We start from the raw sequence: 13557 nt of genomic DNA on the forward strand, positions 1-13557 counted from the left end.
GGTGGGTGGAACGGGCATCTTGCCCGTTACAATTCCCAGGCACACTATCCCAACCCTGGCTACGAGGCAAAAAATCAGAGGCTATAGACCCGGTGGTGCGTTACGGGGCGCACTATCCCAACCCTGGCTACGAGGCAAAAAATCAGAGGCTTTCCGCCCCTAACGCACCCTACGCAACTTTTGCCTTTTGCCTTTTGCCTTAAAAAGCATTAACACCGAACATCGAACACATCCCTAGACATGACAGTATTAATCATTACATTTAGCCAAGACAACGAGAGTATTCCTCTAGTTATCAAAGCGATTGAAGCTCAAGGAGGAAAAGCATTTCGTTTTGATACCGATAGATATCCTACCGAAGTGCAGCTAGATATTTACGAGGGCAATTCTCAGGGAGTAACTATTACGGATGGGGAACAGAAGCTAGATTTGAGTGAAGTCTCTTCGGTTTGGTATCGACGGATGCGCTATGGGAAAAAAATTCCCGACACCATGGATAAGCAGTATCTAAACGCTGCAATTAAGGAATGTCGCGTCACGGTTAGGGGTATGATTGCCAGCATCAAGGCATTCCACTTCGACAAAATGTCTAATGTTGATGTCGCTAACAATAAGCAACTACAGCTCCAAGTGGCACGAGAGGTGGGCTTGATTACGCCCCGTACCCTGAGTACCAACAATCCAGAGGCAGTGAAGCAATTTGCTTCTGAATGTCAAGACCAGGGTATCATTACCAAAATGCTATCTTCCTTTGCTATCTATGGGGAGCAAGGGCAAGAACAGGTTGTTTTCACAAACCCAGTCACAGCGGAGGATTTAGAGCATCTCGAAGGACTGCGTTTCTGTCCGATGACCTTTCAGGAAAAAGTGCCCAAGGCTCTAGAATTACGAACCACGATCGTGGGACACCGTATATTTACTGCTGCGGTGGATTCCCAGAGCTTAGAAGGCTCTACTTTCGACTGGCGCAAGGAAGGCCGAGCGTTAGTTAAGTCTTGGCAAGCCTATGATTTACCCGAAGATATTGAGAAAAAGTTGCTCCAACTGATGGCTTATTTTGGTTTAAACTATGGAGCCATTGATATTATTCTTACCCCTGATGGTCGGTATGTATTCCTAGAAGTTAACCCGGTTGGGGAATTTTTCTGGTTGGAGACGTTTTCACCCCATTTTCCCATTTCTCAAGCTATTGCTGAAATTCTCCTCACCCATGGGTCATAATGAAAGCTGATCAAATCCCTCAAGTTACTAATGATGAAGCAGAAAAGTTACAAGAAGAATTAGATAATAATCTAGAAAAATCAGAAGAAAAGCTTGATAATGTTCAAGATAAAGATACAGATAAGAATACAGATAATGAAATAGAGAAAGTACCGGAAGAACTAGAGACGCATTTATACCGGCGTCTATTTGACTATGGTTGGCAGCATAAAGCACCATTTTTATTCGCGATCGCATTAACTATCTGTGCTTCATTTATCAACTTCTTTATTCCCCAGGTTAATCGCTATGTTATAGATGTAGTTATTCCCGAAAAACAATTTAATATGCTGCCTTGGGTAGGAGTAATTATCCTATCTATGACCTTAGCAGCTGGTGGTTTGCTCTTTTTTCAACTCTATGCAGTCAAAGTATTCGGACAAAAAACCATTGAGAGCATTCGCCTAGATTTATATCAACATATTCAAGGTCTATCCATTAGTTTTTTTGAAGGCCAACGCACCGGCGAATTAATGTCACGGTTGGCAAGGGATGTGGAGATAGTCGGGGAATTACTGTCTGCTAATTTAATTGCTATATTAATCGATAGTTTTGCGTTTATTGTCGTTTTCATTTATATCCTTGTCAGTAACTGGCTGCTGGCAATCATGATTGCCCTTACCTGGCCTTTAATCATTTATATTTTACAATTTTCTCAGAAAAGACTACAAAAAATCTATCAATCGGTTAACGATCAAGCTGACTTAATTAGTAATCACTTACAAGATACTATCTCGAATATCAAAATTATTAAGTCTTTTGGTAACGAGCAGTATGAAATTAACCGATTTACTGAATTTAGTCGTAACTATCGGGAAGAAAATCTTAAGGCAACTCGGTTTTGGTCTATATTCGTACCGATTATTAATACTCTTAATGAACTCGGAAATTTACTGACATTAGTTTTCGGTGCTTGGGGAGTGATGGTTAGCCATCTGACTATTGGGGAATTAGCAGCCCTGTTAACCTATGTCACTCTTTTAAATAAACCTATTAATCGGTTTAATGGATTAGTCAATATTATCCAAAGATCAGGAGTATCAGCCAAAAGAATTTTTCAGATTTTAGATACCAAAATAGAGGTTAAAGAGAAGGAAAATGCGATTAACTTGACTTCGATACAGGGCAATCTCAAATTTGAAGGGATGGAGTTTGCTTATCACAACAATCAGTCAGTGATCAGAAACTTCAATTTAGACATTCAACCGGGCATGTCAGTGGCTTTAGTCGGTTCTTCTGGTGCAGGAAAAAGTACCATTGCTAAAATAGCCGCTCGGTTTTACGATCCCCAAAAGGGACGAGTATTACTTGATGGACATGATCTACAAGATATTAGTTTAAGTTCCTTGCGATCGCATATTGGCATCGTGCCCCAAGAAACCTTACTGCTCTACGGCACAGTAAAAGAAAACATAGCTTACGGTAAGCTAGATGCCACAGATCAGGAAATTGAAGCAGCAGCAAAAGCTGCCAATGCCCATGATTTTATTATCGGTTTCCCTGATGGTTATCAATCCATTATTGGTGAGCAGGGTGTGAAACTATCAGGAGGACAGCGACAACGGATTGCGATCGCCCGAGTTTTGCTCAAAAATCCCCAAATTGTTATTTTAGATGAAGCCACCTCTGCTCTAGATTCTGAATCAGAACAACTGATTCAAGAGTCTATTAAACAGCTTTTTAAAGGACGCACTAGCTTAGTGATTGCTCATCGATTGTCTACTATTGCTGATGTTGATTTAATTGTAGTTCTGGAAAAAGGTGAGATTGTGGAAACTGGAACCCATACGGAATTAATTGCTCAAGGTGGAAGGTATGCTTATCTCTATGAACTGCAATTTGTGAAGTCAGGAAATTAAGTACGAAAACTGCAAAAAGGGTGACCGGGTGTACGGTAGCTGTGTGGAAGACAATGTTACCTACCCGTTCATAAATGGTATAATTGTGATACCCGATTAAGCTTTAATAGCTATGAGTTCTATCCAGATTACGATACCGGATGAGCGTTTGCAACAACTCCAAGACATTGCAGCTAACCTGAATGTTTCGATAGAAGAGTTAGTGTTGATGAGTGTTGAGCAATATTTAACTCAGTCAGAACTGTCTTTTCATGATGCTACAGCATACGTTTTGGATAAAAATTCAGAACTTTATCGCCGATTAGCTTAATGGGTTATCTCACAATAGCGTGAAGTTTTAGAACTTTACTACCGGATTATTCACCCCACCAGCGCTGGGACTTTACTTCCATAAACACCTTCAGTAGCGTGGGCCTAGCGAATTAGCTGACTGCTGACTGCTGATAGCTGACTGCTGATAGCTGAATTATTACTATGATAGTTATGCTCCTAGAGACAATATCACATTATTCTAATCAATGCCCACGCTGTTGAAATTGGCAATAATTGCCGCCCATCTATTGGTTTATCTGGTTGCTGCGGTTAGCATCTGGATATTTTCTTATCGGAGTCAATTCTATACTTCTGTAGTCAAGGTGCGATCGCTACCACTGATCTACTGTGGCTACGCTTGTTTTGCGATCGCTAACTCCTACGAAATCGCTGAACACATCGGGGATGACTGGGTTTATGTGAGCCAAATTTCTGATCTCAATCGGTTATTCTATACCTTCATTACTGCTGGCATGTGCTTGATTGCCCTGGGACTGAAAAAATCCCGCTTTCTGGATGTGATATTGGTTGCCAGCATGGTTGCTGTACCCCTACTTTATGGTGTGCAAGAGGGCAAAGGATTAATGCAGTTGGTGCAATTAGTTCCTTCGATCATTTTTGTATATAACTGGTACGTAGTTATGAGGGACTGGCGAGTTTTTCTATTCCCATTATTCGCAAATCTGATTGCCGTTGGTTTTGGTATGGCTCTGATTATTACCGGAGAGCAGGCGCTTCATCTGTTCGTCGGTTCTCCTTCAGCGATTGGCTTATTAATTCTTGGGCGAGTAGCGTGGGTAAAACCAAAAAGGCATTCCAAGGGATAACTTTAAGATGTTACAGAAAACGATTAAAAAAAACGACTGGTTACTTTACCAATAATTTGTTGAGAATCCACTAAACCAAACGAGCGGCTATCGGTACTTTCTAATCGGTTGTCTCCTTTAAGGAAACAACGTCCATCTTCGAGCACCAAAGTTACCCGTTTCACTAATCGCAAGTGGTTTTGGTAAGGGTGTCTAGCCACAACAATGTCACCAATCTTGGGCGGAATGTGCTGATAAGCTCTTGGATCAATTAAGATTTCCTCTCCTGGTTTGAACAGGGGAGTCATGGATACTCCTGTAACTCTGAAACGTAACCGTTTTCGCAATATCCAAAGTAGTAGCTCAGGAATACTGTTTTTGATAGAAAGCATTTGAATTAAGAATGTAGAATTAAGAATGTAGAATTAAGAATGTAGAATTAAGAATGTAGAATTAAGAATGTAGAATTAAGAATTAAGAATTAAGAATGTAGAATTAAGAATGTAGAATTAAGAATGTAGAATTAAGAATGTAGAATTAAGAATGTAGAATTAAGAATGTAGAATTAAGAATTAAGAATTAAGAATTCTACACTCTGCCTTCTACACTACTCTGCCTTCTACACTCTGCCTTCTACACTCTGCCTTCTACATCCCACATTCTGCATTCTGCATTCTGCATTCTACATTCTTAATTCACCATTCTGAGGTTTAGCTAGCCTTATACCAGACGATATCGCGATTCTTGGTTGCCCAGAAAATCTTGTGGATAGTCTCTACTGCCTCAAGTAGCTCATTGGCGTGCTCAAGGCTAACTTCCACCTTGCAGGCAGAGCATAACTTTGCGGCTTTCCAGAAGGTATCGTGTAGGTCTGGGAACTGCTCCAAGTGTACTGGCTTGAAATAGTCTGTCCACAGGATCAGTATTTCCTCTTTGGTCTTCTGAGCCTGCTCTTCCTTAATAGCAATGAACCGGGATAGGGTATTTTGGTAAGCAACTACTGCCGTTGGATCATTACTCGCAGGTGGCTCAAGATCAAGGATCTTCTTGGTCATGGAGAGTACTGCCTCAGCGGTGATACGTGCAGCAGCTGGGTCATACACCCCGCAAGGTCCATCGCAGTGGGCATGGACTTCTGGAGCAGGGAACCAGTCTTTGAGCTGGGCAATAACTTTTTTCAACATATTTTTTAGAGTTCGCTTGTGGTCAGAGCACGTGGTAAATATCGGTAAGAGAGGAATAGCCCAGGATAGCCAATGGCTAATCAGGGTTTTTGACAACCGACTAGACCAAGTTAGTTAACTAACTTAGTTAGCCCAATCTATTCCATCCCCCCCCTACCCATAGTAAGTTATAGCAATTTGTGTCCTAAATCGATAGTGGATTTGAAGATAGGGAGTGGGGAGTGGGGAATCGGGAATCGGGAATCGGGAGTCGGGAGATGAGGGGATCTCATCGAGTTTAGCGTTAGCGTAGCGGCTCCAAAGGAACATCGCACTAATTTAAACCGCAACTAATTAATTTAGCGCGAGGGTTTTGCGGACGCACTGACTTCACTGAGTTGTAAAAGCATTTAATTATACCAAATAACAATCCGAAATAAAAATAAATTTACATTTATTAATATTTTGTGTTACCTTAATTATAAAATTAGACAAACTTAAACTTAAATTCATGAATAGTAAAGAGTTAGCGCAATATATAGAAGCTACTGACGGCATCTCCAAACCCTGGTTACTGGTGCAACTGCGTCTGAAGAAACTTCAGGAGCGCCGCGCCACCCTATCATCGGAAGCTTATATCAGAGAACTAGAAGATATTCACCAGGATTTGATGAATTTAGGTCAATGGTGGGTAGGTAGAGAAGACGAAGTGTTCAATCCTTGAGGTTCGTTTAACGATAGAATCTGGATGACTATTCTATCGCTGGGACAAAACAGCCTGATCAGGTGGGTTAACTCTGAGGATCATGGGTAAAGCTAAAAAGAATAAGTCTGAATCTGAACAGACGACATTTGAATTCAAAAATAATACATCTGAATCTCAAAAGACAATATTTGAAGTTAAAAAGAATAATTCTGAATTTAAACAGACAATATTTGAAGTTAAAAAGAATACGTCTGAATCTCAACAGCTCACTATTGAGCTTAATCTGAGTGACACTGACTATTACTTCAATCGAGAACTGAGCTGGTTGGAGTTCAATAACCGAGTATTACATGAAGCAACGGACCCCCGAACGCCTCTGTTAGAGCGTCTGAAGTTCATGGCCATCTTTAGCTCTAACCTGGATGAATTCTTTATGGTGCGGGTGGCTGGTTTAAAACAACAGGTGCTAGCACAAGTTAGTAAACGGACACCCGATGGTCGGACACCTAGTGAACAACTCGATGCGATCAGAGTGCGGCTGTTACCGATGGTAACTCAACAGCATCAACACTGTGAGCAGGAACTGCGACCCCTGCTAGCCAAAGCAGGGATTTACATTCTGGACTACGTGGACTTGAACCAGAAACAGCGGAATTACCTGGAAAACTACTATTCCGAGCAAATTTTTCCAGTTCTGACTCCCCTGGCTGTAGACCCCAGCCATCCTTTTCCTTACATGTCCAATCTCAGCCTGAATCTGGCGGTAGTGGTCAAAGACCCGGAAACGGGAGCAGAATTGTTTGCTCGGGTGAAAGTTCCTAGAGTCTTAAAGCGCTTTGTTCCCCTCCCGGAAAAATTGCAGCAACAACAGAATGGAAAAACGACTAGTTGGACTGGTGTTCCTCTCGAACAAATCATTGCCCATAATTTGGAGTCTCTGTTTCCAGGGATGAAGATTCAGGAGTGTCATCCCTTCCGCATTACCCGCAATGCTGATTTGACAGTAGAGGAGTACGAGGCAGATGACCTGCTGATAGCGATTGAAGAGGAACTACGGAAACGACGGTTTGGACGTTCTGCCGTGCGCATGGAAATTCCTGTGACCACCTCCAAGTTAGTCAGGAAAACCCTGATGCGAGAGCTGGAACTGGAAGAAACCGATGTCTATGAATTCGACGGTCTGTTGGCACTGGGTGACTTGATGTCGTTGATGGCATTGCCACGGCCAGAATTGAAAAACCCTGTGTGGGAACCAGTGGTGCCCCGACGCCTGCGCTTTCCTATCGGGGAAGAGAATGTGGAAGATATCTTCAGCGTGATTCGCAGTAGGGATTTGCTGGTACACCATCCTTATCATTCCTTTAGCGCAACGGTAGAGCGCTTTATTACCCAGGCCGCTCAAGATCCAGATGTTCTAGCCATCAAAATGACCTTATATCGCACATCTGGTGACTCACCAATTATCGATGCCTTGATTAGAGCAGCAGAAAATGGTCAGCAAGTGTCGGTGCTCATAGAACTAAAGGCTCGTTTTGATGAAGAAAATAATATTGTTTGGGCAAGGAAGTTAGAACAGGCTGGAGTTCATGTGATCTATGGTTTGGTGGGTTTAAAAACTCACACTAAAATTGTGCTGGTGGTGCGTCGGGAGGCAGATAAAATTCGTCGGTATGTTCACATTGGGACGGGGAATTATAATTCTAAGACTGCCAAACTATATACTGATTTAGGACTATTGAGTTGCCGTGATGACTTAGGGGCAGATTTGACAGATTTGTTTAATTCTTTGACCGGTTACTCACGGCAAAAGTCTTATCGAAAGTTGTTGGTCGCACCATTTAGTTTACGCGATCGCATGATCGCAATGATTCAGCGGGAGATTGAACATTGCCGCAACGGGGCAACAGGTCGTATTGTTGCCAAAATGAATTCCCTACTAGACCCCAAGATTATTGCCGCCCTCTACAACGCCTCACAAGCTGGTGTAAAAATTGACTTGATTGTGCGGGGAATTTGTGGTCTGCGTCCTGGTCTTAAAGGAGTCAGTGAAAATATCCGTGTGGTGAGTGTCGTGGGTCGTTTTTTAGAACACTCACGGATTTTTTACTTCCAAAATCAGGGTCAAGACGAAGTCTATATTGGCAGTGCGGACTGGATGCGTCGTAATTTGGATCGACGGGTAGAAGCAGTGACACCAGTGGAAGACCCAGAAATTACCAAAGATTTGGAAGAAATCCTGGCAATTATGTTAGCAGATAACCGTCAAGCTTGGGATTTACAGCCTGATGGCACCTATATCCAACGACAGCCAGCTCCAGGGGTTAAAGAAGAATCGGCTCATCAGATTTTGATGGAGATGGCGTTGCAATCAGCAGGGATGGGATAGTTGTAGAATTAAGAATGTAGAATTAAGAATGTAGAATTAAGAATGTAGAATGTAGAATGTAGAATGTAGAATGTAGAATGTAGAATTAAGAATGTAGAATGTAGAATGTAGAATGTAGAATGTAGAATGTAGAATGTAGAATTAAGAATTAAGAATTAAGAATTAAAGATTTAGGAGGGAGAATGGTGAATGGTGAATTAAAGATTTAGGAGGGAGAATGTAGGAGGGAAAACTTAGAAGGTAAAATGTAGGATTCTCAATTCTCAATTCTCAATTCTCAATTCTCAATTCTCAATTCTCAATTCTCAATTCTCAATTCTCAATTCTACATTCTCAATTCTACATTCTCAATTCTTCAAGCCAATCTTTTCCATAAACACTGTTGATGATGGCAGAGATGGTATAGCCCACCAGGGCTGATGTTCCTCTAGGGACTCCTGGTCATAGGGACCAGAGGCAACCGCAATCACACGAGCACCAATGGCTTTGCCACAGTGAATGTCATGGGGAGTATCGCCAATGACGTAAGTCTTTTGAGATGGGATCACACCATACTTCTCGGATGCGATCGCTAAAGCTTGTTCGGCAATATCAACTCTAGTTTCAGTTTTATCGGAAAATCCACCACCACTAAAGTAATCAGCCAAGCCATAATAGCTTAATTTTGCCTTTGCTCCTGCTTCGATATTTCCTGTGAGCAACATCGAAACCACATCAGTTCGATCATGCAAAGCATCTAGAATTTCAATTACCCCCTCCAGGACATATCCTTCTCGGCGGGGCAAACTTTGAGGCAAGTAGTTAACGTAGCCTTCCAGCAGTTGATCCACCAATTTCGGTTCTGGGGACAAACCGTACTGCTTTAGAATATTAGCAGCAATTATTGGGTCTGTCATTCCTGCAGTTTCTAGATTTGTCAGTGAAACCGTTTCACCAATTACCTCACTAGCCGCCTCTTCTAGGGCAAATATCCCGGCTCGTTTTGTGGTTAATAAAGTGCTGTCGATGTCCCAAAATAAAACGGTAGTCATTACAATTCTATGGTAATAGAACTTGAGGCAATAGTTGTTATTTAATTACCGTTATTATAACATTTATGTAAGCTATCAGCTATCAGCTATCAGCTATCAGCTATCAGCTATCAGCTATCAGCTATCAGCTATCAGCTATCAGCTATCAGCTATCAGCTATCAGCTATCAGCTATCAGCTATCAGCTATCAGCTATCAGCTTAAATTAGAGACAATTTCCATGAACCTTTTAGTTCTTCTTTTGTCTCCTAAATCTGTTCTTCCTAGCTCTTTCAATATCCATTGTTCCATATTTGTGATAATAGATGCCAGAGGCGATTCTAGCCAGAACACACACTTGACTCTTTTTGTCAAGTTTTATGTTAAGAAAGATGTTTATAAAGCATAGCTTAATAAGGGGGGAGCCATTCTCAAAGTCCTTAATCAGGTGGGAGGCTTCTCAAAGTCCCCCTTTTTTAAGGGGGATTTAGGGGGATCTCCAAGTTTGAAGACAGGCCGGGTGGGGGGCGAAACCATAGCCAGAATCACCAAGCCCTATTTATCAGTGCTTAATCGGTATAGTAAAACCGTTGATCTGACTTAACAGCCATGAAATCATAATTCGAGCTTGCTGTATAAGTGTGGAAGCCCAAAGTAAGCGCCAGAGTTTGACTTCAGACTTCTGACTTCAGACTTCTGACTTCTGTAACTTCTTCCTGTTGGGACTAAGCTTTCATTGTAGAAAACAGTAAAAACACTATTACTACTAGTGAAATTAGGTCATGCAAGACTTTCTAGAATATATGCGGACTCTACAGGTCTCGCAGGAGTTAGATAGACCCACCCAAGCCGAATCAGCCAACAGCTTTTCCATCGCTACCATCCAAAGTCTGGGTTCTCCCCAGCAAATTCCCCATTATGCCCGAAATCATGCTCTACTCCAGCATCCCTGGTTGCTGAGTTTCCAAAATCCACCGTTAAGGCACACTCACCTAGAGGATTTATCCACTACTGATCAAAAATTAGGAGTCTTAGTTGCTGATCATCCCCGATTATCCGGTTTAATCAGGGAAACTGGCGTAAGTCGTAACCTAGAAACTTGGCTCAAGCAGCGTTATCTGATCAGTTGGTGCTTCCCCAATTGGCTGACTGCTGTTGCTTCTAAGTTACCTACACCCCAAACCCGAATCCCTTTATTAAAGAATCTCTATGAAGAACACGGATTATCGGGGAAACCTGGCCATAGCAAACCCCATCCTCAAATGTGGCAGCAGTTATTTGAAGAATTATCAGCAATAGGACCAGGTCAGTCCATACCTCTACCAAAGTCATCACAAGATTTACTACCAGGAACCCAACGCTACCTGCAAATCTACACAACTGCTTGCTTCCAATACCCCGCTGCCTTTGGATTGGGGATACTGGCTTTCACGGAATCTATCCTACCCTATGAAAACCAATTGATTTTAGCAGGTCTGAAAAAACTGGGTATTTCCACAAAAGGACAAGAATTCTTTGCCGTTCACTGCGACTGTGATCAAGACCATGCTGAGGAAATCTTAGATGTGATTGAGCAGACCGCTAATTCTCCCCAAACCCTTTGGCAAGTATGGCAGGGCGTGGCCATGGCAGTTAGAGCTCGTCAGGGATTTTACGATGACTTGCAACGAGAATTGGTACTGCTACGTCAAGAAACTGTTCAATCCAGTAAAGGTTGAGGACTTTGGCTATTGATAAAGTCATCCCCCTAGTGCTTTTCATTGCTGTTGGTTATGCCCTGAAAGGGAAATTTCAAAAACCTGTTGCAGTTGGTGCCATTAAAACGTTAATTATCAATGCCTTACTTCCTGCGGCTCTATTCCTATCCACGATCAAAATTGATATAAGTCAAGGTTTACTCTCGCTCCCGGCATTCGGACTTGCTATCAATGTCTTCTTGTTAGGAATTGGATGGTTATTGACAGGTTTGGTAATTCCTAGCCAAGAAAAAGCCAAAGCCCGCTCCTTGATATTGATGTTTGCCTCTTTAGCTCCTGGCTTAACAGTTTATCCGTTTACTCAGGAATTTTTAGGTGAGCAAGGACTAGCTCTAGCAGGGTTGATGGATGTGGGGAATAAATGTTTTGTGCTAATCGGTCTTTATGGTTTAGCTATCTATATACACCAACGCAGTGTTGATAATTTCCACATCAATTTCAGCAAATTCAAAACAATTGGACTTACTCTGATCCAAGAACCAGCAAATTTGGCATTGTTACTGGGTTTGTCCATAGGAGTATTAAATCTAGGTAAAACACTTATCCCAGAAATAGTGTTGCAGACCCTGCAACGGTTAGCGGCTTGCACTACTCCCATGATTCTGTTTTTTGTAGGGATTTCTCTGAAGCCGAAAACCTTACAATTACGGAAAATTTTACTAATTTTACTTGTCCGCTCAGCAGCAGGATTCTGGTTTAGTGCAGTAGTACTGATTTTGTTTAAACCAGATACATTAGCACAAATGCTACTAGCTGTAGTTTTCCCCCAAAGCGGATGCAGTTTATGGCCGTTGTTGTACGCTTCCCAGATTAATATGCTCGACCAAGAGCAACATCGGCGTACTCACCCGACATTTGATACGGAATTTGCCCTAGGATTATTGACCACTTCTATTCCGATATCGATTGGTGTGAATTTAATTATTTTTTCTAATAGCGAGTTTTTTATCTCTCCATCCCATCTGGGATTAGTCGGAACTATCCTTTTGCTCCTGTTCAGGATAGCAAAGGGAATCGGGAATCGGGAATCGGGAATCGGGAATCGGGAATCGGGAATCGGGAAGAGAGAATCGGGAAGAGAGAATCGGGAATAGCGATGGGTTGCATCAAGACACAGAATCAACGTCACAGAAGACTGTACCTCATAACTGCGAGAAACGCTATGATTTAATTTTGGTAGTGACCATTAGGCAGTAGCAGGAAAACTGCCACCAATGAAATGGATATCACTAAAGGTTTCGATCCACAGACGAGCGCCACAACCCAGTGGCTTATCGGGCTGATAGACAATCCGACAAGGACCGAGGATTTCGACTTGATTGCCGTAGAGATTGTTGCCGCTTCGTTTTACTGAAATGACTGGCTGACGCTCTTCGGGACTTTTGTGATTGTTGCTGCCAATCCGATTGCGGTTGACATTGATTTTGGCCAGAGCAGGAGGACGAGTGGTACGCCATTTGCCCTTTGGTCCACGCTTCTTCTCAATGATTTGAGGCAGATGGTTGAACAGGGGAATAATCCAGAATTTTCCGCTTTTATAAGCACCCCGGACGCGACCATCATTGAGGAGTTGACGCAAGCGTCGAGAAGAAATACCTAACAGAGAAGCGGCTTCAGTAGTACAAACGGACTTGTTCATGAGTGCTTTTCCTTTACTCTTCCGATATCACTATTATAAATCAAAAAGTTAGCTGAGGAGGTGTTTGTCAATTATTGTTAATATTTATTTACAAACACCTCCTCAGCTCAAGGGGAATCTAAATTGAAGTTTTCGACATCATTGTGATCAAATATGGATTTGCATGGGGATGATGCTCGGGTCTTTGGTGTAGGTAGACTTAACAGAGGGATCATATAGTGGTGGTCCCACCTGTGAGAAGCCATACCTTTTAAACAGGGGAAGATTATGAGGTAAAAGCGCAACCAGCATAATCGAGGCATTATGCTGGTTGGCTACCCTAACAGCTGAAGAAATAATCTGATTAAAGGGGATTTTTCCTCGCTTTTCTTTGAGGACGACCAGACGTGACATTTCACAGACTTTTTTTTGATCAAACTGCTTGAGGTCAAACCCACTTTCCTCTATCGGTAGTCCAAGAGAGTTGTTAGGGAAGACAATTCGGTAAGTTCCCACAACAGCGTTGGAATCAAGAATTTGTATATACACTGAGACAGGATCGTAGTCATCAGGTATCTGCATCCCGAACAACTCTAACTCCTGGTGAAAGATGGAGACCTGCATTTGATGGCACAAGTCTAATTCCTCAGAGATGCTAACCTGTCGAATCGAAATGGTCAT

The 13557-nt window shown here is 42.2% G+C and carries 17 protein-coding genes; 10 read left to right on the forward strand and 7 right to left on the reverse strand.

Annotated elements, in window-relative coordinates:
* Positions 1-5: 5 nt before the first annotated feature.
* From F6K64_RS02955 to F6K64_RS02975, 5 genes are all read left to right on the forward strand, one after another.
* Positions 6-203, forward strand: coding sequence for a hypothetical protein (locus F6K64_RS02955; protein WP_287251848.1), 198 nt, complete (start codon positions 6-8; stop codon positions 201-203).
* Between the two features lie 37 nt (positions 204-240).
* Complete coding sequence (locus tag F6K64_RS02960; RefSeq protein ID WP_008181878.1) at positions 241-1221, forward strand: MvdD family ATP-grasp ribosomal peptide maturase; 981 nt, start codon at positions 241-243, stop codon at positions 1219-1221.
* Positions 1221-3119 carry an ABC transporter ATP-binding protein gene (locus tag F6K64_RS02965; protein ID WP_287264800.1) on the forward strand — a complete coding sequence of 633 codons (1899 nt, stop codon included), beginning with the start codon at positions 1221-1223 and terminating at the stop codon, positions 3117-3119. Before F6K64_RS02960 ends, F6K64_RS02965 begins: the two co-directional genes overlap by 1 nt.
* A gap of 112 nt (positions 3120-3231) precedes the next feature.
* The gene (locus F6K64_RS02970) at positions 3232-3429 is read left to right on the forward strand and encodes a hypothetical protein (RefSeq protein ID WP_008181880.1); all 198 of its coding nucleotides are present in this window, start codon (positions 3232-3234) and stop codon (positions 3427-3429) included.
* 208 nt (positions 3430-3637) lie between these two features.
* On the forward strand, positions 3638-4258 hold the full coding sequence (locus F6K64_RS02975; RefSeq protein WP_287264802.1) for a hypothetical protein: 621 nt from the start codon (positions 3638-3640) through the stop codon (positions 4256-4258).
* 23 nt (positions 4259-4281) lie between these two features.
* Here F6K64_RS02975 and sodX read toward each other — a convergent pair whose 3' ends face one another.
* The 3 genes from sodX to F6K64_RS02990 form a co-directional block, all read right to left on the reverse strand.
* On the reverse strand, positions 4282-4629 hold the full coding sequence (sodX, locus tag F6K64_RS02980) for a nickel-type superoxide dismutase maturation protease (RefSeq protein WP_287251840.1): 348 nt from the start codon (positions 4627-4629) through the stop codon (positions 4282-4284).
* A 318-nt stretch (positions 4630-4947) separates the two neighbouring features.
* The gene (sodN, locus tag F6K64_RS02985; protein WP_008181886.1) at positions 4948-5421 is read right to left on the reverse strand and encodes a superoxide dismutase, Ni; all 474 of its coding nucleotides are present in this window, start codon (positions 5419-5421) and stop codon (positions 4948-4950) included.
* Positions 5422-5574: 153 nt separating this feature from the next.
* Entirely contained in the window at positions 5575-5730 is a 156-nt protein-coding gene (locus F6K64_RS02990; RefSeq protein ID WP_154659736.1) for a hypothetical protein, read from the reverse strand.
* Between the two features lie 181 nt (positions 5731-5911).
* Between F6K64_RS02990 and F6K64_RS02995 the strand changes: the two genes are divergently transcribed.
* On the forward strand, positions 5912-6124 hold the full coding sequence (locus tag F6K64_RS02995; protein WP_008181887.1) for a hypothetical protein: 213 nt from the start codon (positions 5912-5914) through the stop codon (positions 6122-6124).
* Between the two features lie 82 nt (positions 6125-6206).
* Complete coding sequence (locus F6K64_RS03000; protein ID WP_287264804.1) at positions 6207-8492, forward strand: RNA degradosome polyphosphate kinase; 2286 nt, start codon at positions 6207-6209, stop codon at positions 8490-8492.
* Positions 8493-8839: 347 nt separating this feature from the next.
* Here the strand turns inward: F6K64_RS03000 and F6K64_RS03005 are convergent, their stop codons facing one another.
* Positions 8840-9523 (reverse strand): HAD hydrolase-like protein, encoded by a 684-nt coding sequence (locus F6K64_RS03005; RefSeq protein WP_287251832.1) that lies wholly within the window; start codon positions 9521-9523, stop codon positions 8840-8842.
* 34 nt (positions 9524-9557) lie between these two features.
* On the opposite strand from F6K64_RS03005, the gene F6K64_RS03010 reads away from it, so the two are divergent.
* Entirely contained in the window at positions 9558-9731 is a 174-nt protein-coding gene (locus F6K64_RS03010; RefSeq protein WP_287264806.1) for a hypothetical protein, read from the forward strand.
* On the opposite strand, the gene F6K64_RS38050 is transcribed toward F6K64_RS03010, so the two are convergent.
* Positions 9718-9813 carry an IS4/Tn5 family transposase DNA-binding protein gene (locus tag F6K64_RS38050; RefSeq protein WP_353813585.1) on the reverse strand — a complete coding sequence of 32 codons (96 nt, stop codon included), beginning with the start codon at positions 9811-9813 and terminating at the stop codon, positions 9718-9720. The two genes, F6K64_RS03010 and F6K64_RS38050, sit on opposite strands and share 14 nt — an antisense overlap.
* Positions 9814-10283: 470 nt before the next feature.
* On the opposite strand from F6K64_RS38050, the gene F6K64_RS03015 reads away from it, so the two are divergent.
* Positions 10284-11219: an iron-containing redox enzyme family protein gene (locus F6K64_RS03015; protein ID WP_287264808.1), complete on the forward strand. Its 936-nt coding sequence runs from the start codon at positions 10284-10286 to the stop codon at positions 11217-11219.
* Positions 11220-11224: 5 nt separating this feature from the next.
* A complete protein-coding gene (locus F6K64_RS03020; protein ID WP_287264809.1) occupies positions 11225-12352 on the forward strand; it encodes an AEC family transporter in 1128 nt (375 codons plus the stop codon).
* Between the two features lie 92 nt (positions 12353-12444).
* Here the strand turns inward: F6K64_RS03020 and F6K64_RS03025 are convergent, their stop codons facing one another.
* Together F6K64_RS03025 and F6K64_RS03030 are read right to left on the reverse strand one after the other, a co-directional pair.
* Positions 12445-12897, reverse strand: coding sequence for a helix-turn-helix domain-containing protein (locus F6K64_RS03025; protein ID WP_008190695.1), 453 nt, complete (start codon positions 12895-12897; stop codon positions 12445-12447).
* Positions 12898-13044: 147 nt separating this feature from the next.
* Positions 13045-13557, reverse strand: a complete 513-nt coding sequence (locus F6K64_RS03030; protein ID WP_008190697.1) for an N-acyl amino acid synthase FeeM domain-containing protein — start codon at positions 13555-13557, stop codon at positions 13045-13047.

The sequence above is a fragment of the Moorena sp. SIO3A2 genome (assembly GCF_010672265.1).
GTDB classification, from domain to species: domain Bacteria; phylum Cyanobacteriota; class Cyanobacteriia; order Cyanobacteriales; family Coleofasciculaceae; genus Moorena; species Moorena producens.